This is a genomic window from Hymenobacter sp. NBH84 (assembly GCF_014217645.1).
In the GTDB taxonomy this organism is placed as follows: domain Bacteria; phylum Bacteroidota; class Bacteroidia; order Cytophagales; family Hymenobacteraceae; genus Hymenobacter; species Hymenobacter profundi.
Genome location: NZ_CP043644.1, coordinates 2,560,360 through 2,581,947, shown reverse-complemented (window position 1 = coordinate 2,581,947; position 21,588 = coordinate 2,560,360). Strand labels below are relative to the sequence as shown.

Here is a 21,588-nt window from a genome sequence, read left to right as displayed (position 1 = left end):
TATCCTTGGGCTTGCTTTCGGCGATGAGTAGGGTAAGGGCACTAAGCCATTATCGGCGAGAACCGTCGGGCGTATGTCAGTGAGAATTTCTTATTGATTGCCTTTTCTAGCAATCTATTTTTCCTGTAACTACGCCTGCCCATCGGGCTACTGATAGAACAAAACGTCTTGGGTAGTAGACATAGGATAGGGAAGCAAAATACGGTTAAATTTAGGCACCCTGACCTCACCCTTTTCCTACCCCATGAAGCCCTATCTCACGCTTACCCTTCTTGCCCTAACCACGGTCACGTATGCCCAAACCAAACCCGTGAAAGTAGAAGTCAAACAAACTAATGGCCGTTACGAACTGCTGCGCGGCGGCCAGCCCTACTTCATCAAGGGGGCCGGCGGCGGACAGTTTCCCGAGCGTGTGAAGGCCTACGGGGGCAACTCCATTCGTACCTGGACTACCCAGGGCGGGGAGCAGGTGCTGGCCGAGGCCAACAAGAACGGCCTCACCGTGATGATGGGTCTCGATGTGGTGCGCGAGCGGCATGGCTTCGACTACAACGACTCGACAGCCGTAGCTGAGCAATTGCAGCGTCTGCGCACCGACGTAATGAAATACAAAGACGACCCGGCCTTGCTATTCTGGGGCATCGGGAACGAGCTGAACCTCGAGTACAAGAACCCCAAGGTGTGGGACGCTGTGCAGCAGATTGCCCAGATGATTCACGAGGTAGACCCTAACCACCCCACCAGCACGGTACTGGCCGGCCTCAACCAAGCCGAGGTAGACTACATCAAGGCCAGGTGCCCGGCGGTGGACATCCTCAGCATCAACACCTACGCCGGGCTGGCGGCCATTCCGCAGCAGGTGCGCACCACCGGCTGGACTGGCCCGTACGTGGTGGCCGAGTGGGGGCCCACCGGCCACTGGGAAAGCCCCGTCACGCCTTGGAAAGCTTCAGTAGAGGAAACCAGCAGCCAAAAAGCCGCCGTGTACAAGAGCCGCTACGAGGCCTCGGTGGCGAAGGATAAAACCCAGTGCCTGGGCACCTACGTGTTCTTGTGGGGCCAAAAGCAGGAGCGCACGCCTACTTGGTACGGGCTGTTTACGGAAGACGGGAAGGAGTCGGAGGTAGTAGATGTGATGCAGTACCTGTGGAGCGGCAAGTGGCCGAAGAACCGTGCCCCACACTTGGCCGCGTTCCGCTTGGATGGCAAGTTGGCTACCGATTCGGTCTACCTCGAACCCAACCGTTCCTACACAGCCCTTGTGACCGTGACAGATCCCGACAAAGACCCGCTCACCTACCGCTGGGAGCTGCTGCTGGAAAGTACTGACCTCAAATCGGGCGGCGACCGGGAAAGCCGCCCCGCCGCTATTGCTGGCTTGATTCCGGCCAACGCCAAAAACCAGACTACCCTTAAAGCGCCTGCCCAGGAAGGCGCCTACCGCCTGTTCATCTACGCTTATGATGGGCATGACAACGTAGCCACAGCCAACATTCCGTTTTATGTGAAAGGGAAATAAGCAGGTAGCCAGCGGGTTGTTAGGCTAGACAGGATAGCAGCTTCGCAAACAACAGGTTTTGTAAGAATCTATTTGAGTTGAATCGGCTGATCGTCTAAAGGGATGTAGAGACGCATACTTGCGTCTTATCGTTGAACGATTTCGGCCACCTGACGCGGACGACGAGACGCAAGTATGCGTCTCTACATCGTGCAACTTCTAAGGCGCTTCTTTTGCCAGTTCCACCCGTAAGGGCTCTTCGTTCGTGATTTCCTCATTGCCGGCTTTCAGCACTACGTCGCCTATCTTCAAAGGGCCAAAGACCTGAATTTGGCCCATGGTTTCGTCGCCTTTCTGCACGTCCACTAGCTCGGCGCGGCCATCTTTCACCCGGATAACGTAGGTGCGCTCGGTCGTGCTGACCACCGCCGAGCGGGGCACGAATAGGCTGCTTTTGGCGGCGTCTACGGGTACGGTGGCGGTGGCAAACATGCCCGGCCGCAGCCGGTTTTTGGGGTTCGGAATGTCGATTTCGATTTGCTCGGAGCGGGTTTCGGGCCGCACGCTGTTTGCTACGCGGTTGATGGTGCCCATGAAGGTTTCGCTCGGGAACGTGCGGACCATGAAGCGCACCGTGTCGTGCACGTGGATGCTGCCCACGTAGGCCTCGGGTACGGCCAGGCGTAGGCGCAAGCGGCTGAGCTGACGGATTTTAAAGATGGGCAAGTTGGTCTGGCCCCCCGGCCCCACGAACGCGCCGGGTGCCAGATTACGCTCCGTGACCACGCCCGCAAAAGGAGCCGTGATGCGCAGGTAGCCGGCCATCTGGCTGGCGGCCTCGTAGTGTGCCCGGCCGGCCGTTACCAATAGGCTGTCCGATAGAGCTTTGGCGTGCGCCTGCTCCAAGTTGAGCGGCGACACGGCGCCGGCCGTGCGGCTCGTAACCAGCAGGCGGTGGTAGGCGGCGCGGCTGGAGCTGTAGCTGGCCTGCGAAGCTTTCAGCTGCGACAAGGCTTCGCTGAGGGCCGCCGTTAGCTCCGGCGCTTCCAACTCGGCCAGTAGTTGCCCCGGCCGCACCGCATCGCCAATATCGGCGTGCAGGCGCTTGAGGTAGCTGTTCACGCGCGGGTAGATGTCGGTTTGGTAGTAGCTGTCCAGCTCGCCGGGTAGGTTGAGGGAGCGGGTGGGCTGCGCGGCCGTCACCTGCACCGCATCGTAAGGCAGGTCGGCGGGCTCTTCGGTCACCACTTCCTTGGTGTCGCCGTTGGAGCAGCCACCAAGCAGGCCGGCAGCCAGGCAGAGTGTTAAGAAAGAGCGAACAATAGTCATGGATTGAGGCAGAAGTAGGAATTTCGGTGAAGGAGAAGGCCCCGCCAGGCGGAGCAGTGACCTAGGCGTGCACGGGCTCAGCCAGCGCCGCACGCGCCGCGGGGGCGTCGGCGGCATCGTAGGTGTTGCTGTCCGGGTCGTCGGGGTCGAGCGAAACGGATTCGAAAGAAGTTTTGCGCTGCACGGCGGCAAAGGCCACGGGCAGGATAAACAGGGCTGCCACGGTAGAAGCCAGCAGGCCGCCAATCACGGCCCGGCCCAGCGGCGCGGTTTGTTCGCCCGCATCGCCTAGCCCCGAGGCCATCGGAATCATACCGAACACCATAGCAATGGAGGTCATCAGGATAGGCCGCAGGCGGGCAGCGCCGGCATCGCGGGCGGCCGATACGGCGTCGCGGTAGCGCAGGCGCAGGCCCTCGGCGTTGGTCACCACCAGCACCGCATTTGCCACCGACACGCCCACCGACATAATCAGACCCATATACGATTGCAGATTCAGGGTCTGACCCGTACCCAGCAGCAGCATGAGCGCTCCGGCCAGCACGGCCGGCACCGTTACGAGGACTACCCCCGCTACTTTCAACGACTGATAATTAGCCGCCAGCAGCAGAAAAATCACCACCACAGCCAGGCCCAGGCCGGTTTGCAGGCTACCCATGGTTTCCTGAAGCAGCTGCGAGAGACCGCGCAGCTCCACCACCGAGCCCTTGGGCGGGTCGCCCACGTCGTCGATGGCGGCCTGCACGGCGCGGGTGGCCGTGCCCAGGTCCTGCTGGTGGATATTGGCCGAAACCGTCACGATGCGGCGCGGGCCAATGCGGTCGTACTGGCCGGGCTGGGTGGCGGGGCGCAGCGTGGCTACGTCGGCCAGGGTAGGGCGTAGCTGGCCGGGCACCAGCGGAATGTTCTGCATGTCAGCCTTAGAGCGCATTTGTTGCGCTTCCATCTGCACCTGCACCTGGTAGGCAAAGCCCTTGCTACGGTCGAGCCACAGGTTTTTGGCCGTGAAGCGGCTACTGGAGGTAGCCGCCACCAGCGAGCGGGCAATCTGATCGGGGGTGAGGCCGAACTGCGCCGCCCGCTCCCGGTCGATGTCTACCTGCATGGTCGGGTAGCTCAGGGGTTGGTTGATGCGCACGTCGCGCAGGAAGGGCACCTTTTGCAGGCGGCGCACCAGCTTTTCGGCGTACTGCTCGCCCTCGCCCAGGTCCTTGCCCCCCACCAGAATCTCAATGGGCGTTTGGGCGCCCTGGCTCATGATTTTGTCGGTGAGGCTGATAGGCTCAAACGTAATCGTAACGTCGAGTAAGTGCTTTTTCACGGCGGCTCGGATTTGCTCTTTCAGGGCATCCATCGACTCTACCTCATATTTCTCGGCCAAGCTCACCTGCAACACGGCCTCATTGGGACCAGAATTGAACACGTACAGGGCGCTGGTGCCGTAGCTGGAAGGCGTCATGCCCACAAAAGCCGAGCTGATGGCGATATTCTTGGGGCCTACGATCTGCTCAATCAGTTGAATTACTTCCTTGGTGCGCTGCTCCGTACGCTCGATACGCAGTCCTTGGGGCGCTAGAATACGCATTTGAAATTGCCGCGAGTGCGTGATCTGGGGCATCATGTCTTGACCAATCGACATGAAACCCCAGCCGATCAGGGCTACGCAGGCCACTGCGTAAATCGTCAGGGTAAGGGCACGATGAGCCAGCAGGCCGTCGAGCAGGCGCAGGTAGCGCACTTTCACTCTCTCGAAACCGCTTACTTTCTCAGGTTGGCCGGCATCGTGGTGCGCCGGGTTGGGCGCTTTCGCTGGTTTGCCGGGGGCATGTGCCGGGGCATCCTCGTGCGGGTGGTCTTTCAGCCACCAGTTGGCCACCACCGGCACAAACACCTGCGACAAGAGGTAGGACACGATAATGGAAAAGCCTACCGACAGCGACAGCGGGATGAACATACCGCGCGGCACACCCGACATCAAAAAGGCGGGCGCAAACACGGCCAGGATGCTGAGCGTGATGAGCAGCAACGGAAACGATACTTCCTTCGACGCATCCAGAATGGCCCGCGCCTTGGGCTTGCCCATCTCCAGGTGCTGGTGAATGTTCTCAATCACCACCGTACCCTGGTCAACCAGGATACCAATGGCCAGGGCCAACCCGCTCAGGGTCATGATGTTGATGGTTTGGCCCGTGAGCTGAAGCATGAGCACGGCCGCCAGCAGCGAAATCGGGATGGTCAGGATGACGATGATGGAGCTGCGGAAGTCGCCCAGGAACAGCAGCACTACCAAGCCGGTAAGCAGGGCCCCGATGCCGCCCTCCACCAACAGGCTATGCACGGCCTGCTCCACGTAAATGGATTGGTCGAACTCGTAGCTTAGGCGAATATTGTCGGGCAGCAGGCTTTGCATCTCCGGCAGCTTGGCCTTCAGGTCGTTTACCACGCTCATGGTGGAGGCGTCGGCCGATTTGGTGACGGGGATGTACACCGAGCGTTTGCCGTTGATGAGGGCGTAGCCCACGGGTACGTCGGTGGCGTCTTCCACCGTGGCTATGTCGCGGATGAACACAGTTGGCCCTACCCCTTGCCGCAGTGGTACGTCGAGGAAGTCGCCTACCTTGTCCATCACCGAGTTGCTGGGCGTCATAATCATATAGTCGCCGATGCCCACCGAGCCGGCCGGCGAAATCCGGTTGTTCTTCACCACAGCCTCCACAATCTCGTCGGGCGTCAGCTCGTAGCTTTTCATGCGCTCGGGGTTCACCCGAATCACAATGGTGCGCTCGTTGCCGCCAAACGGCGACGGTGCTGAGGCCCCCGGAATCTGCGAAAACAGCGGCCGGATGCGCGTAGAGGCCAAATCCTGCATCTGCCCCAGCGTAGCCGAGCGGCTGCTGAACACCAGCTGCCCCACTGGCAGGCTAGAGGCATCAAAGCGCACCACGGTAGGCGGCACCGAACCGGGTGGCAGGTAATTCACCACGCGGTTTACCTGGCTGGCTACCTCGCCAGCGGCCTGGGCCATGTTGGTGTCTTCGTAGAACGTACACTTAATCAGGCACAAGCCCTGAATGTTCTTCACCTCCACATCCTTAATACCCGACACGTACAGCATCTGATTTTGGTAGCGCGTCGAGATGAAACCTTCCATCTGGCCGGGCGTCATGCCACCGTAGGGTTGCGCAATGTAGATGGTGGGCAGGTTGAGGCGCGGAAAAATATCAATGGGGATGCGCCCCAGGGACAGCCCCGCAAACACGAGGATGCCCAACAGCGCCACTATCACGGCAATCGGTTTGGATAAGGCAGCTTTTATCATGAGGAAAAGAGGAATAATGCGAGGGAAACCCCACCCCCGTCCCCTCCGGGAGAGGGGTGCCAGACGCGAGTTGTCGTTGAACGCACCCCTCTCCCGGAGGGGACGGGGGTGGGGTGGCCGAGGGTAAGATTCTACAGCTGTTCTAGCAGCACGCCCAGGTCGCCGTTGGTGGCGGCGCGCAGGAGCAGGGCGCGCCAGAGGTTGTTCACGGCTAGAGCCTGATCGGTTTCGGCGCGGTTGAGGGTAAGGGCGGCTTGCGTAAGTACCACCAGATTGTCGAGGCCGGCGTCGTAGCGGGCTTTGGCCTGCACGAAGGCACGCTGGGCGGCATCTAGCTGGCGTGGGGCCTCCTGGGCCGTCTGGTTGGCCAGCTCCAGTTGCAGCACCGCGTTTTGCCGCTCGGTTTGCAGCAATAGTACCTGCTGGCTGTATTCAGCCTGCGCTTGCTTCACGCGCTGCTGCTGGGCTGTGGTGGCGTAGGTGGTGCGCCACAGCTCCGTAATGTTCCACGACAACGCCCCGCCCAGCACATAGTTGTAGGCCTTAAAGGGTAGGCCGGCCCCCAGCGACGCATTGATGGGGTAGGTGCCATCGAGGCCGGTGCGGTTGCCGATGCCCGAACCACGCCCCCACGTGGCCCCCACCAGCGACAGGGTAGGGCGCTTGTTCATGAGCAGCAGGTTGCGCTGGGCCTCGCTGGCCCGCACGCGCTGCTGGGCGGCCCGCAGAATGGGCGGCTGGTGCGTGGTGTCGGAGTATACGGCCGGAGCAATGTTGGGCAGCTTGGTATAGAACTCCATCGAGTCGAGCTGGATGGCCTGCATGGGCGTGCCTAATAGGCTGGCCAGCTGCACGCGCTGTTGCAAAGCCTGCTGCTGGCTGGTGAGGAACTGCAACTGCGCCCGCGAGTACTCGGCATTCGTAGTAGAGCTGTCGATACCCGGCCGGATGCCCGACATGGTGCCGGCCCGTATCACCCGCCGCAACGACTGCGTGCGTTGCAAGTTGGCCCGTTGCAGCGCCACCGACTTTTGGGCTACCAGCGCCAGCATAAAGGCATCGGCCACGCGCACCTGGTGCGCAAACAGCTCCTGCTCGTAGTCTGCCTGGGCCTGGTTGGTGGCGGCGTTGGCGCGTTCTAGGGTAGCGCGGTAGCGTCCAAACGTGAGCACCGGCCACTCCACTACCAAGCCACCTTGGCTGGTCCAGGTGGTTTGGCTGCTGAAATCGGGCCGCACCCCAGCAATACCGAGGGCGCCGCCTGGCAGCACCGCACCGCGCACTTGGTTGGCGGTGCCGTGCGCGGCTTGCACCTGGGCCGTAATCTGGGGTAGGAAGTTGGCCCGATTCGTCCGTACATCGGCGGCGGCGGCCTCCACGGCGGCCTGCCGCGCCCGCAGCGCCGGGTAGTTGGCGCGGGCCAGCTCCAGCGCCTGGGGCAGTGTGAGCGGCGACGAAGGCACGGCCTGCGCCTGGGCCACGGCAGGCTTGGAAATGGCTATACCTAGAAAGCCAACCGCCAGTAGCACCAGGAAGCGGCAGCGGTCAGATGGCAGTAAATACAGGGAGGAAAGCGTTGCTAGCATGATGCCAGTAAAGCTAGAGCCGCGGTATTAGACTGATGTTAGTGATAGATTAGAAGTTATTAGAGTGTCTTTTAATAAGGCTTCTGGGCTCACGCTGCCAACAAATGAGAAGTACGCTTGAGTGAGAAATCAAGCGAAGAGACCAGCATGCTTCAACTCTGCGCCGCATCACGCCTAAAGGGTAGCCACTGCTTCCAAGGCAGCCACAGGTCTATCTGCTACCCTTTCAGTAGGGGTAGGCTGACTTCGGCAATGGTGCCACCACCTGGCCGGGGTAGCAGCTGAAGCACGCCTTGGTGCAGCTGCAAAATCTCGTGGGCCAGCGTCAGCCCAATGCCGAAGCCCTGAATATGTTGCGTGTTGCTCCCGCGAATCAGCGGCTGAAAAATAAATTGCATATCGGCGGGCGCTATGCCAACTCCCTGGTCTTCAATATACAACCGAATGCCTTGGTCGGTGTTCATGGTCAGGCGCAGGGCCACTGGCTGCTCCGCCGAGTATTTGCAGGCGTTGTCTACCAGATTCACCAGGGCCGTGCGCAGCAGGTGGCGGTTGCCGAATACCGTGGGCGGCACCGCTTGCCGCTCCACGCCCTCGCCCACGTCCAGCGACAGGCGCTGTTGGGGGCGCTGGTGCTGCACAGTGTCAATCACATCCAGCAGAATGTCCATCACTTCTAGCGGCTGGCGGTCGAGGTGGGGTGTGATGCCCCCGAGACGCGCCAGGTGCAGCAGGCCGTTGGTCAGCTCCGTGAGCTTGTCCAGCTCGTGGGCGGCGTGGCTGATGCCTTCCTTTAAGCTGGTCACGTCCGAATCGTAATCCAGGGAAGTTTCCAGCCAACCTTTGATAGTGGTGAGGGGCGTGCGCAGCTCGTGCGAGGCCTGCGCAATAAAGGCCTGTTGACTGGCGGCCAGGGCTTCTTGCCGCGTCAACAGGTCGTTGAAGGCCATTGCCAGCACGCCTACCTCGTCGTGGGGGTTGGAGGCCTGCAGGCGAAAACTAGCCGCCTGGGAGCCGGGTGCCCGCAGCTGGCGAATCAGGAAATTCAAGGGGGCCAGCGCCCGGCTGGCGAAAAGCAGCCCCAGCCCGGCTACCAGCACCACGGCCATCAGGTTGCCGTAGAGCAGCGAATTCAGCAGGGTGTATTGGCGGGTGTAGCCATTGCTGTCGTAGGCCGTCACAATGGCTACGTACTCACCGGGGGCATCTGGAGAGTGATAGGTGATGGCCACGCCATCTTTGGGGTACTGATGGCTGGGGCTGCTGAACGAAAAAGCATATTCCTTTTCCTGCCGCACCTGCGCCAGGAATTCCGGGGTAGGCTGAAAGTCCTGCCCGTGTAGGCTGCTGTAGAGCGGCGTATTGTCGGGGGCGTAGAGGTACTCGGCCTGCTCGGGTAGGGAAGCCAGCACATGGCTGACAATGGTGTCGCCAAGCACCTGGTGGGCCACGTTGGCCTTGCGCGTGAGGCGGGTAGTGAAGGAATCCTGGCGAAAATCAACGTAGCTCAGGTACACGTAGGTGGAGAAGGCCAGCAAAATCAGGCCCACCAAACCGCTGAACCACAGCAGGAGCTTGTGCTTGATCTGGAGCCGCGCCGCCATTAGCCCTGCATCAAATAGCCCATGCCTACCACCGTGTGCAGCAGCTTCTGCCCGAAGTTCTTATCAATTTTCTTGCGCAAGTAGTTGATGTACACGTCAATCACATTGGTATTGGTGTCGAAGTGCAGGTCCCACACCTTCTCGGCAATTTCCACCCGGCTCACGGTTTTGCCCTTGTTCACCATCAGAAATTCCAGCAGCGCATACTCGCGGGTAGTCAGCTCGATGCGCTGCCCGGCCCGGCGCACCATGCGGGCGTCCACGTCCATTTCCAGGTCGGCTACCTGCAACAGGGCGTGCTGGCCGGCGTAGGACACGCTGCGGCGGGCCAGCGCCCGAATACGCAACAGCAGCTCCCGAAACACGAAGGGCTTCACGAGGTAGTCGTCGGCGCCCGCCCCGAAGCCGCTTTCCTTGTCCTGCATGCCATCGAGGGCCGTGAGCATAAGTACCGCTTGGCGCGGCGAGTGCTGCTTGATGTAGCGGCACAGCTCGAACCCGTTGATGTGCGGCAGGTTCACGTCCAGAATCACCACGTCGTAGGGGCGCTGCTCGAACATGCGCTGGCCCATTAGGCCATCGTAAGCCACGTCCAGCTCATAGTTTTCGCTTTCGATACCCTTGCGGATAAACGAGGCTAGGCTTACTTCATCTTCGACGAGGAGAATTTTCAAGACAACGAATTTTCAGGATGCAAGAAAGAATGTCGGCGCCGGCACGATGGGACTACCCGCAAGTGAGGGGGTAGGGCGAAGTCGCCCGCACCGCGTCAGCCTGAGAAAACAAGCCGCGCCTTCAGCGGCCGGCGGCGGGTAGTGCCGCACCGCCACTGATTTTGAATACGTACGCCAGCGGCGAAGGGATCTGCGCCGGACTTAGGGTAGGCGGCTGAATGGTGAGCTGGTTGCCTTTGGTGGTGGCTTTCACTGGTACCGGGCTACCCAACAGCGTCACCTGGGGCGGCTTGCGGGTAGGGCGCACGCCGGCTACCACAAAGGGAGCGGCAGGCCAGGCCGTGGCCAGCACGTACAGGTCGTTGCCCTTGGCGGTGTAGTAAAGCGTTTTGTTTTTCTCGTCTTGAGCAATGCCTGGCTCCCATATGGTGGTGCCGTAAATAGACTCGCCGTTGATAGCCAGCCACTTGCCAATGTCCACCAACCGTTCCTGCATCAGCACCGGAATGGTGCCATCGGCCGCCGGGCCAATGTTGAGCAGCAGGTTGCCGCCCCGGCTCACAATGTCGATGAGCTGGTGCACGAGTTGGGCCGAGGAGAGGTAGTCGTCGATGTTTTCGGCGCGGTTGAAGCCGTAGGACTGGCCCATGCCGCGGCTTTCCTCCCATGGGTGGTGCGCGCCTACCTTGTCGTTGTCGCTGGCGTACTCGCTGGTGTAGTAGCCGCCGTGCTGGCTGCGGGTGTCGCGGCCCCACCGGTCATTCACGACCACCTCCGTTTTATTGGGGGCGTTGTTGTAAAGCCATGCCAGAAACTCGCGGCTTTTCCAGTACTTGGCGGGCCGGTCCCATTCGCCATCGGCAAAGAGCAGGGCCGGCTGGTAGCGGGTAACCAGCTCCTTGAGCTGCCACAGGGAGTTCTGGTCTACGTACTGCGCGTCGGGTATCTGGTACTTCGCAATGTCGGCGGGCGGGAGGTAGTAGCCGCCGGGTCGGCTGGTGGTAGGAGTGCTTTCCCACTCCATCAGCGAGTAGTACAGGCCCATTTTTAGGCCGCGGGCGCGCACGGCCTGGGTTAGCTCGCCCACCAAATCGCGCTTCGGCCCCACGGCGCCGCTGTTCCACTGCTGCTTGTAGGGGGCGGTGGTGGGCCACAGAGAGTAGCCATCGTGGTGCTTCGAGGTGAGCACCACGTAGCGCGCGCCGGCCCGCACAAACAAATCGGCCCAGCGGGCGGGGTCGAACAGCTCAGCCCGAAACAGCGGCCCAAAGTCGCGGTAGGTGAAGGTGGGGCCGTAGTTTTTGTTGTGAAAGCTCTCACGCAGCGCCGCATTGCCGTACACATCGGCCCCGTACCACTCGGCGTAGGTTTCGTAGGGGCGGGGACTCACGGGTCGGTAGGCTGGCACCGAGTACACGCCCCAATGAATGAAAATGCCAAACTTTGCATCCGTAAACCACTGCGGCACCGGGCGCTGATCCAACGAAGCCCAGGTAGGCTGGTAGGTGGACTGAGCTTGGGCTTGCGTTGCGGCGGTTATGCCTGCCAGTAGCAGCCAGGGCGCGTAATGGATGAACGGCATAAGAGGCGTGGTTTAGGAGGAGTTGCTAGGTTCTCAGCGGAGTGTATATGGTAGAAACACAATACGTTGTGTCTCGTCGTTGAATAACTCGCATCAGTAGACGATGAAGATACTCGGAAGCTGTTTGGGTTAAATAGTGAACGGTATAGAGACGCATACTTACGTCTCGTCGGTTGCGCCGTGTGGGCGAAATCGTTCAACAATGAGACGCAACTATGCGTCTCTACACCGTTCTAGCAACATCCAATGGATAAACTTCAATCTCAGCAACAAGGAGACAACACCTACTGCGTGGGGCCATTGTCTACCCGCGCCTCTATGGTGGCTTGCACGGCGGTGGAAACCGCCGAGAGCAAATCCAGCCCCGTGGCCTGCTCAATGGCGTCTACGGAGGTGCGGTAGCCAGCCCAATCCGAGTTCAGGTCATTTCGGTTGGGGGTGTTGATGGCGATGACGCGGGTATCGGCAGAGACGCGGCGGGCGTCGTCGGTGCCTACTGGTAGCACCACCACTACCTTCCAGCAGCGGGCAGGCACGGTCACGCGGCCGTCGTCGAGGGTGGTGGCGTAGCCGTTGCTGCCGGTGCCACCCCGGCCGTAGCTACCGCAGATGATGTACAGCTCATTGCCCTGGTCAACTAGCGTGCGGCAGTAGTTTTCCAGCCCTACCCATGTGCGCTGGTTATTATTGGGCGCCTGGGGCATGATGTTGGTCATCAGGAAGGTAGCCGAGTTGTCGTCCAACGTGCGGGTGCGGTCGGCGGAGGGGCAGTTGTGGCCCCGGTCGAAGCCCGAGCCGGTGTAGCTGCCGGTCGTGACCTGGTACCAGCCGCGGGGTAGGGCCGCGTCGGTGCGGAAGTCATCTTGGCGCGGGGCCGAGCCTAGCCAGGCGCTGCTCAGGTGCCAGCTCACCCAGTTCGGGATGCCCCGGTCGCGGTGGTAGCTGAGCGCAAATTGGGGCTTGCTTAGCAAGTAGTTGGTGGGCTGCTTCTCGTCGGTCGTGGCGCCGCTGGGGTTGCCCAGAGCCAGATTATCGTCGCGGGTAGGGGCAGTGGGGTCTGGCTCATCGGTGCAAGCGCTGGCGCTCACCAGGCCGGCCAGTAGCAGAAAGCGCAGCGCCCGACGCAGGGAAAGAGTAGTGCAGAAGGGTAGGAACATCATGGTGCAAAGCTACGCGCTGGCCCGCGGAACCCGCGCCGCTGCCCGTAGCGCTAGCATGTTCTGATGTAGCTAGTAGGTCGATTCACATCAGTTGTCGGTTGCAATTACTAGAAAGGTCGCTGGAACAGTGTAGAGACGCATACTTGCGTCTCATCGCTGAACTCGTGTTAGCACTGTTCTAGCAAACTATATCAGCAACGACGAGACTATCTTCCGAAACGTCCTACTGCAATAATCAAAGTTATTTCTTCCCAAACCGCGTCCCGAAAAAGTCGCCCTGGTTCCAGGTAGGGCGTTGCGGGTCTTGGGCCACCTGGTAGCCAATGAGGAAGTTAAGCTGGGCATATCGGCGGCCGGCTTCAAAATCGAAGGTGCCGGAGGTATCGTCCTGGGGCTTGTGGTAGGTGGCGGCGCGCCACACCTGCACCTGCTCGCTGAGGTTGTTTTTGCCGTCGGCGGTTTTGTTGCCGTACTTGATATGCAGGGCCGGAATGCCCTGCATCACAAAGCTGTATTGGTCGGAGCGGATGAAGCGGTTTTGCTCCGGCTCGGGGTCCTGCTCCAGCCCGATGCCCAGGTAAGCGGTAGCCCGCTCCACCGGCCCCATCAGCGACGAGTGCTGCGCCCCCAGCGCCACCGCCGACAGCAGCGGCGCAATAATCGTGGGCATGTCGGTATTGATGTCGGCCACGATATTTTCCTTAGGCACAGTAGGGTGGCTAGCGAAATACGCGGAGCCTAATAGGCCCAATTCTTCGCCCGTTTGCAGCACAAACAGCACCGAGCGTTTCGGCTGGTCCCTGCCCTTCAGCTTGCTGTAGATCTTGGCGATTTCCAGCACCGAGGCCACGCCCGAGGCGTTGTCGTGGGCGCCGTTGTAGATGGAGTCGCCGCGCACGGACGCGCCTACCCCCAGGTGGTCGAGGTGGGCGCTGTGCACCACGTACTGGTCGCGCAATTGCGGGTCGGCACCGGTCAGCTTGGCCACCACGTTGTAGCTCTCAAAATCATGGTAACCCGATTGATACGTAGCTTGCAAGGTGCCTGCAAGGGCTTTGGAGGCCGGCTTGCCACTCTGCAAAGCCGGCAGTATCTGCGTGGTGTCCAACTGCGATGCAACCAACAACGCCTGAAAAGCAGGCGTGCTCAGATTGCCTACCACTTGCATCCCCTTCAAAAACGTGCGCGAGTTGGCTACTTGGCCCTGCGCATCCAACACATTGTAGGTCTGGCGCTTCACAGTGGATGGGGTAGCAGGCGCCTTCGGGTTGGTACTACCCACCAGCACACCCACGGCACCGTGTTGCAAGGCCGTTTGCATCACCACCAGCAAATCCTGGCTGGCCGAAGCCACCGTGCTGGGAAAACTGCGGGGTGCCCCGCGCACCACTACTACTACCTTGCCCTTCACGTCGAGGCCGGCGTAGTCGTCATAGCCCAGTTCGGGGGCGCTGATGCCGTAGCCAGCAAAGGCCAGCGGGGCGGTTACGGAGCTACTGGGCGCGCCAGGGTTGGGGTTCAGGGTGAAATCGGGGCCGTAGGTAAGGGGACGGCCATTAATGCTGAGGGTAGCGCCGGGTAGGGTAGTGGCCCGGCGCAGGCGCACGGTTTGAGTGTAGGTACCGTTGTCGCCAGCAGGCTGCATGCCGAGGGCTTTGAGCTGCCCTACCACGTAGTCTACGGCCATCTGGTAGCCGGGTGTGCCGGGCTGGCGGCCACGCAGCTTGTCGTCGGCCAGATACCAGATATGTTTTTTAACGTCAGTGGGTTGCACGGAACGTAACGCCCGGGCCACTGGCTTGTCAACAGTGAAAGACTGCGCCGAAGCAGCCGGCGCGGCAAGCAACAAGCCGCCGAAAGCGGTGAGAAAAGAACGGAAAAGCATACGCAAAAAAGCAACCCCGAATCACGTGATTCGGGGCGCACAAGTTGCAAAAAAGACGGCGGTGCTTACGCGGCAGCGCGGGTACTTTGTTCCAGCTTGAGCAAGAGCGTCTCAATCTGAGCCGCGTACTGCTCCACTTTTTCCAGGCCGGCGCGGGCCTGCTCAATCTGGTCGCGCTGGTATTGGCGCACTAGGTCGCGGCCCGTATCGAGCATGGTTTGCATCGTTTGCTCAATGGCGCGCACCTCAGGAAAGTCGTTGTATTTCGGCTTTACCACCGTGTAAAGCCACTGTCCCAACGGATTTTCGCGCAGCACAAACAGGGTGTCTTCGGGCTCGCGCACGCCGTAGAGCACGGAGCGTAAGCGCGATTTGAAGAGCACCAGTTTGATGCGTGCCTGTTGAAAATCCAGTGTGCTTATATCCATGCAAGGGGAGAGGCGGCAAAAATGCTACCGGGAGAGTCGGCTTTAAAAAAGAACAGCCGCGGGCGGCGTGGCATCTTTCTACTACTTGCGGGCACTCACTAAGTCCGTTACGTCATACGCAAATACGGTGATGCCCGCTTTCTGGCCATTTTCCTTGAAGAGTTGATACGTGAAGTTGAAGTAATGCTTACGCAGCTCGCTGGAGCCTTCCTGGGCCAGCAATATCTCGATTTCGTTGCCAATAAACGGCTCACCGGTTTCGTATACCTGGTCCAGCAACTGCTGAATGCCCTGGTCGGCTAGCTCGGGTAGGGCTTCCAGCACGGTATTGCCTACCAGCTGCCGATTCGGAAACAGGCGCTGATATTCCGGGTTCACAAACTCGTACCGGTGCTCGGCTCCCCGCAAGATGCAGATAACGGCCGGGGCCGTCATGAGTAGATTGTTGAGGGTGAGGCGCTGACTTTCAGCCAACTGATATGCCTGGTAGGCTTGGTCCGAAAGAGCAGCCTGTTGCTCGTTAGTCACCAGGAGCTCTTCTACCAGCTGCTTTTGGGCCTGAATATCAATGCCGCAGCCAATCCACATGCTCACTTCCCCTTCTGGCGTGAAGCGGGGTAGGGCCTGCACCAGCAGCCAGCGGTACTGCCCGTCGTGGCGGCGTAGGCGGTATTCAATCTGAAACAGCGCCGGTTTAGCTACGGCCTGTTTCCATTGCTGCGCCACGCGCGGCGCATCCTCGGGGTGTAGCAGGGCCAGCCAACCTTTGCCCGCTACTTCCTGCTGCGAAGCGCCCGTAAATTCCATCCAGCGAGCGTTGAAACTTTCCGGAGTGCCATCGGGGCGCGTAGTCCAGATCATCACCGGCAACGACTCCACAATGAAGCGCGTGCGCTCCTGTTGCTCCGCCAACTCGCGCTGCATCTGCTGATTGCGCAAGAAGGTTCGGTGCTGCTCGGTTACGTCTTCTGTCTTTTGCAAAACGTACAGCAAGCTGCCCTGCTCATCCAGAATGGGGTAGTGCGTGGCCTGCCAGTAGCGCTCCTCAAAACCGCCGCCTTGCTCAGCCGGACGCTCCAGATCGTACCGAATTAGGGGCATGGTGTGCGGGGTGCGGTGCTGGCGTACGTGGGCGTGGGAGCCAGCCAGAATATCGACTTCATTCTGATCTGCCACCGGGTAAGCCTCGAACAGCGGCTTGCCTACCACCTGGCTTCGGCTTTTCAACGACACAGCCACGTGGCTATCGGTGTTGTCCAGCACGGTGGCCTCCTCGTTGGGGGCCATCAGCAGGAAGTTATCGGGTAGGGCGTGAAAAAGCTTCTGGTAATCGATGGGCAGGGTGGGAGTAGACATGAAGCTGGAGCGCAGAATGACGGATACAGCGCGAATACGTAGGAATATCAGTAAAGATACACCTATACCGCAATGCGCACCAGCGTTGGGAGTCGCGCAAAAACCAAGAGTATGTCAGCTGCCGCCCGCGGGTAGTAGAGGCTACTTATTTACGTGGTCGAGAATCTGCACTATGTCTTTGGTTGATACGGCTTTGCCAGTATCGGCGGCGCGGTAAATGGCTTCCAGGAGCTGCACATCGCGCAGGCCCATTTCGCCAGGCACGCGGGTGGGTTTGTTTTGCAAGATGCAGGTAGCAAAATCGTCCATCTGCCGGGCCTGTTGGTTCACGTTCTGCTTGTCCATCTTGCCCTTGCTGGTTTCGCCCTTCAAGCCGCCATAGCCGAAAGCTGGTTGCAACTCAAACCAGCCGTTGGCTGCTTCAGCGCGCAAGCGGCTCATGCTTTCGGTGTAGCTGGTGCGGCAGTCAGCCGTAGAGCCATCGGCAAACTTGAATTGCCAGTTGATAGATTCTTCTACCTCGTTGAACTGCTCGGGGCGCGTTTCCTTGGGGTAGTTGGCCGTTACGGACACGGGTAGAGCACCTTTTGTATAAATCACGCCTTGCACCGAGTAGATGCCCATATCCATGAGCGGCCCGCCGCCCGAGAGCTTCTTCTGAATGCGCCACGGCCGCTCGTTCTTGCCCATCGTGAAACCGTTGTCTGATTCCAGCTTTTTAACCGGACCAAATACCTTCTGCTGACCCAAGCGCATCATTTCCAGGTTGTGCGGGTCGAAGTGCAGGCGGTAGCCGATGCTGAGCTTTTTGCCGGCCGTGCGGCATGCCTCAATCATGCGGCGGCAGTCGGCGGCGGAGGTAGCCATGGGCTTTTCGCAGATAACGTGCTTGCCGGCCTTGGCGGCCCGCACCACGTACTCGGCGTGTAGGGCGTTGGGCAGCACTACGTACACAATATCAATGGCCGGGTTGTCCTTAATCTGGTCGAAGGTCTCGTAGGAATAGACGTTCTTCTCCGGAATGTTGTATTTCTGGCGCCATTCGGGCACCTTCTCCGGCGAGCCCGTCACGATGCCGGCCAGATAGCAATTCTTAGTTTCCTGTAAAGCGGGCGCCAGCTGCCCTTTGCTGTAGCCGCCCAGTCCTACCAGCGCGATACCTAGCTTGCGCCCCTGCGGCCGGGCTTCCGATAGCAAGGGTAGCCCCAAGAAAGCAGCACCCAGACCCAGCGACAAACGTTGCACAAACTGGCGGCGGTGGGTAAGAAAGTCAGTGGTTTTCATCGGCGGAAAAGATAGCGAGTTGGAAAGAATAGCGGCGTGGAGTAAAGACACACAGTTGTGTCTCGTTGTTGCTGAGGTTGGTTGTGTTAGATAGGCTTTATGTAACGAGCGCCTGTCGGTCCGACGCCGCAGGCGCCCGACCGGTTGCCGGCTACTAACGCCCGCGCCGTATGCGCAACGCGTAGGCAGCCATCAGCACGAGGCTCGTTCCGACCGGCAGGTGCCCACCTGCGAGTCGTGCCGCTTGCGTGAGTAGTTACTGTCTTCATGGCAGGAAGGTTATGGTGCAGCGGACCCACTGCGGAGCTGCACCAGTGGGCCGGACCACGTTCTTTGCTTACTATTGTGAACCTCCTTTGGTCTTTTATATATGAAGCTTTCCTACCCTACTTACTTGTTGCCTGCGCTGGCACTGCTGGCCGCTTGCAATAGCCAGCCCACTACCACGGCCAGCACCGCCGCCACCAAAACCACCGCCGCAGGCGCCGACAGCATCACGGCAGCCACCATCGGCGGCTACCTTCGCGAAGTGTCGTCGAATGAGATGATGGGCCGCAAACCCTTCACGCAGGGCGAGGAAAAGGCCACCGCCTATCTGGCCGCGCAGTTCAAAGAGCTTGGCTTGAAGCCGGCTCCATCGGGCAGCTACTTCCAGCCCGTGCCGATGGTGGAAATCAGCGTGAAACCCGCGCCCACGGCCCAAATTGCCGGCAACGGCAAAAAGCTGACGTTGAACTACAAAGACGATTACGTGGTGTTCAGCCAGCGCGAGCAGCCCACCGTATCGGTGCAGAACTCGCCGCTGGTATTTGCCGGCTACGGCGTAGTAGCGCCCGAGTATGGCTGGGACGACTACGCAGGCCTCGACGTGAAGGGCAAAACCGTGGTGGTGCTCGTAAACGACCCCGGCAACGCTGGCAACGACACTACCTTCTTCAAGGGCAAGGCCATGACCTACTACGGCCGCTGGACCTACAAATACGAGGAAGCCGCCCGCCACGGCGCCGCTGGCCTGCTCATCGTACACGACACCAAGCCGGCCGCCTACCCCTGGTCGGTGGTGCTGAGCGGGGCGGTAGGGCCCAAGCTGCGCCCCCAAACCGAGGACAAAGGCGCCAGCAAGTGTGCCGTGGAAGGTTGGCTGACTCTCGACGCGGCCAAACGCCTCTTCAAGGCCGCCGGCCAGAACTACGACCAGCTCTACACCGCCGCCAACACCAAGGGCTTCCGGGCCCGGCCGCTGGGCGGCCTAACCTTCAGCACCAGCCTGCAAAACCAGCTGCGCCGCCAAACCAGTAAAAACGTGCTGGCCGTGCTGCCCGGCACCACCCGCGCTGATGAGTACATCATCTACTCGGCCCACTGGGACCATTTCGGGGTAGGCAAAGCCATTGCCAACGACTCCATCTACAACGGTGCCGTGGACGACGGCACTGGCTTGGCGGCGCTGCTTAGCATTGCCAAGGCCTTCACCGAGGCCCCGCAGAAGCCCGCCCGCAGCATCGTGTTTCTGGCCGTGACGGGGGAGGAGCAGGGCCTACTCGGCTCGGCCTACTACGCCCAGCATCCGCCGTTCCCGCTCAACAAAACCGTAGCCGACCTGAACATGGACATGCTCTGGCCCTTCGGCAAGATGAAGGATCTGACGGTCATCGGCTACGGCCAATCGGAGCTGGAAAGCTACGCGCAGGCGGCGGCGAAAGCCCAAGGTCGCTACATCCTACCCGATCAGCAGCCCGAAACCGGCATGTTCTACCGCTCCGACCACTTCAGCTTTGCCCACGTGGGCGTGCCCTCGCTCTACGCCAGCGGCGGCTACGAAAGCCGCGAGAAAGGCAAAGAATACATCGCCCAAAAGCGTCAGGAGTACACCACCAACTACTACCACAAGCCCGCCGACCAGTTCGACCCCAGCTGGGACCTGTCCGGCATCGCCCAGGACGCGCAACTCTACTTCGAGGTAGGCAAGAAACTCGCCAGCGAAACCACCTTCCCGCAGTGGAAAGAGGGTTCGGAGTTTAAAAGCGTGAAGCGGTAAAAGGTGAAGTGGTGAGTTTGTGAAGTTGTGAATGAGAAAACGTTTGTCATCCTGAGCGGAGCGAAGGATCTTATCACGGTAGAACGAGTCGTTGTTACGATAGTCGTTCGACTGGCATAAGGTCCTTCGCTACGCTCAGGATGACAAACGTTTTCTCATTCACAACTTCACAAACTCACCACTTCACATTATTTCATCGCCCGAAACTTCCGCTGCATAATCTCCTGCACCGGCACATTCTCAATCTTGCTTTCCAGCCAGGAAATAATGTCGAGGTAGAGGAAAGGCCGGCGCTCCAGTGGGTTCACGGCAATGGCGATGAGTTGGTTTTTGAGGTTGGTGAACGCGCCTTTCAGTTCGCCGGGCGTGAGGTCGCCCACAGTGCGCAGGAAGCGGAAGATGGCCACTTGCATTTGCTGCTGCTCGTTCATCTTGCCTAGGAAGCGGTACACCGACTTAATCTGATAGTCCAGGGCCTCATCTTGGCCGGCTTCGTAGTGGGCAATCAGGTTTAGGATGCGGGCAAAGCATTGGATGTCCTCGCGCAGGCTCACCTCCTTGAATTGGATGATTTTGGTGAGGTACTCAATGGCCTTCTCGTTGTCGCCACTGCCGAAGTAGAGGCTGGCAATCTTGTAGTAGAACACCAGGCGGCGGTGCATGTCGAGTTGCAGCCGGTACTCGTCTAGCTGCCCCAACAAGCCCGGAATCAACGTCAATCCCTCTGTGAAGCGACCTTCCAGGAAGTGCAGGTTGATTTCGTTGGTGGCGATGTACTGAAACAGCAGCGCCTCAATGTTGGGGGTAGAGCGCCGGTTAGGGTCGGCGGCAAACGCTTTCAACGTAGCCAGTACTTCCCGAAAACGACTATAGTATAAGGTGTTGAACAGATACGCCAGCAGGTTGTGCACGCCCTTGATGTAGAGCATGGTCTGCTGGTTTTTCATATCCGGCGTGTGCTCAAACAACTCTACCCACTTGTAGGCGTAGCGGTAGCCAGCTCTGAAATCCTGCACAATGGTGTAGTACCACACGTGCGCCTGGTAGTAGTATAGCTGCTCAAAGAAGCCACCCCGCTGCACGTTGGTAGGAAGTAAGGTGGTCCGGAAAAACGCCGTTACCTGCTCGTAGTCCTGCTGGTTGCGGGCATGGCCGGTTTTCAGGTAGAGCCCATACATCTGCAACGCCGCATTCGACAGTGTGTGCAGCTGGCTCACCTGCCCCGCCGTACCGGCCGACTCACTCGCCAATTCCTCAGCCCTACCCTCTAGGCTACGCGTGATGAACTGCGATTCAATCAGCTTCTCGAAATCCAAGGCCAGCAGGGCAATGTGGGAGAGTTGTTGTTGGTAGGCAATATTCTTCACCTTGTCCAGCATTTTTAGGCTCTGTTGATAGAAGCCTTTGTTGTAGAGCACGCGGGCGTAGCCCAACTGCTCGTGCAACTGAATATCCACGTTCTGGCCCGCGTGGTAGAGGCGCAAATCGGACAATAATTGCCGGTAAAGATTAGCCTTGAGGTTGGCGAGTTGCACCTTTTTTATGGCTGGTGCCAGTGTCAGAATTCGTTCTTCGTCGTAGTGTGGGAGCTGATCGAGAGCGTCGAACAACTGCAAAAACTTCAAATCTTCGGCCGCCCCGGGGCGGTCGGCCGACAGTCGGAAATGCCGTTTTTCGGAGCGCGTCAGCGACTTGATGAGCTGAAATACCGATTCGCCTGCTTCGTTTGGCATTGTAAGAATGCGGAAGTTAATAGTATGGTAATCAAACGCTTTTGGAAATGTTCAAGGCATTAGAAATAGTAACAATTTCCAATATCCTTTTCCGAAGCCCAACTTTCCCGCC

At 59.7% G+C, this 21,588-nt stretch carries 14 protein-coding genes; 2 read left to right on the top strand and 12 right to left on the bottom strand.

Going from position 1 to position 21,588, the window contains the following annotated elements:
• Window positions 1-244: 244 nt before the first annotated feature.
• Window positions 245-1,519, top strand: a complete 1,275-nt coding sequence (locus F1C16_RS10840) for a glycoside hydrolase family 2 TIM barrel-domain containing protein (RefSeq protein WP_185280669.1) — start codon at window positions 245-247, stop codon at window positions 1,517-1,519.
• A 198-nt stretch (window positions 1,520-1,717) separates the two neighbouring features.
• Here F1C16_RS10840 and F1C16_RS10835 read toward each other — a convergent pair whose 3' ends face one another.
• From F1C16_RS10835 to F1C16_RS10785, 11 genes are all read right to left on the bottom strand, one after another.
• On the bottom strand, window positions 1,718-2,827 hold the full coding sequence (locus F1C16_RS10835) for an efflux RND transporter periplasmic adaptor subunit (RefSeq protein ID WP_185280668.1): 1,110 nt from the start codon (window positions 2,825-2,827) through the stop codon (window positions 1,718-1,720).
• 61 nt (window positions 2,828-2,888) lie between these two features.
• Window positions 2,889-6,146, bottom strand: a complete 3,258-nt coding sequence (locus tag F1C16_RS10830; protein WP_185280667.1) for an efflux RND transporter permease subunit — start codon at window positions 6,144-6,146, stop codon at window positions 2,889-2,891.
• 131 nt (window positions 6,147-6,277) lie between these two features.
• Entirely contained in the window at window positions 6,278-7,732 is a 1,455-nt protein-coding gene (locus tag F1C16_RS10825; RefSeq protein ID WP_185280666.1) for a TolC family protein, read from the bottom strand.
• A gap of 218 nt (window positions 7,733-7,950) precedes the next feature.
• Window positions 7,951-9,336: a sensor histidine kinase KdpD gene (locus tag F1C16_RS10820; RefSeq protein WP_185280665.1), complete on the bottom strand. Its 1,386-nt coding sequence runs from the start codon at window positions 9,334-9,336 to the stop codon at window positions 7,951-7,953.
• The gene (locus F1C16_RS10815; protein WP_185280664.1) at window positions 9,336-10,010 is read right to left on the bottom strand and encodes a response regulator transcription factor; all 675 of its coding nucleotides are present in this window, start codon (window positions 10,008-10,010) and stop codon (window positions 9,336-9,338) included. Before F1C16_RS10815 ends, F1C16_RS10820 begins: the two co-directional genes overlap by 1 nt.
• A 121-nt stretch (window positions 10,011-10,131) precedes the next feature.
• The gene (locus F1C16_RS10810; RefSeq protein WP_185280663.1) at window positions 10,132-11,592 is read right to left on the bottom strand and encodes an alpha-L-fucosidase; all 1,461 of its coding nucleotides are present in this window, start codon (window positions 11,590-11,592) and stop codon (window positions 10,132-10,134) included.
• Window positions 11,593-11,876: 284 nt separating this feature from the next.
• Entirely contained in the window at window positions 11,877-12,752 is an 876-nt protein-coding gene (locus tag F1C16_RS10805; protein ID WP_258048875.1) for a DNA/RNA non-specific endonuclease, read from the bottom strand.
• Window positions 12,753-12,993: 241 nt separating this feature from the next.
• On the bottom strand, window positions 12,994-14,637 hold the full coding sequence (locus F1C16_RS10800; protein WP_185280662.1) for a M28 family peptidase: 1,644 nt from the start codon (window positions 14,635-14,637) through the stop codon (window positions 12,994-12,996).
• A gap of 65 nt (window positions 14,638-14,702) precedes the next feature.
• The gene (locus tag F1C16_RS10795; protein ID WP_185280661.1) at window positions 14,703-15,065 is read right to left on the bottom strand and encodes a hypothetical protein; all 363 of its coding nucleotides are present in this window, start codon (window positions 15,063-15,065) and stop codon (window positions 14,703-14,705) included.
• A gap of 81 nt (window positions 15,066-15,146) precedes the next feature.
• Complete coding sequence (locus F1C16_RS10790; protein ID WP_185280660.1) at window positions 15,147-16,421, bottom strand: PAS domain-containing protein; 1,275 nt, start codon at window positions 16,419-16,421, stop codon at window positions 15,147-15,149.
• A gap of 141 nt (window positions 16,422-16,562) precedes the next feature.
• Window positions 16,563-17,705: a Gfo/Idh/MocA family protein gene (locus tag F1C16_RS10785; protein ID WP_185280659.1), complete on the bottom strand. Its 1,143-nt coding sequence runs from the start codon at window positions 17,703-17,705 to the stop codon at window positions 16,563-16,565.
• A gap of 370 nt (window positions 17,706-18,075) precedes the next feature.
• Here F1C16_RS10785 and F1C16_RS10780 point away from each other — a divergent pair, with 370 nt between their 5' ends.
• A complete protein-coding gene (locus F1C16_RS10780; RefSeq protein WP_185280658.1) occupies window positions 18,076-19,743 on the top strand; it encodes a M28 family metallopeptidase in 1,668 nt (555 codons plus the stop codon).
• Between the two features lie 188 nt (window positions 19,744-19,931).
• On the opposite strand, the gene F1C16_RS10775 is transcribed toward F1C16_RS10780, so the two are convergent.
• Entirely contained in the window at window positions 19,932-21,476 is a 1,545-nt protein-coding gene (locus F1C16_RS10775) for a hypothetical protein (protein ID WP_185280657.1), read from the bottom strand.
• Window positions 21,477-21,588 lie beyond the last annotated feature (112 nt).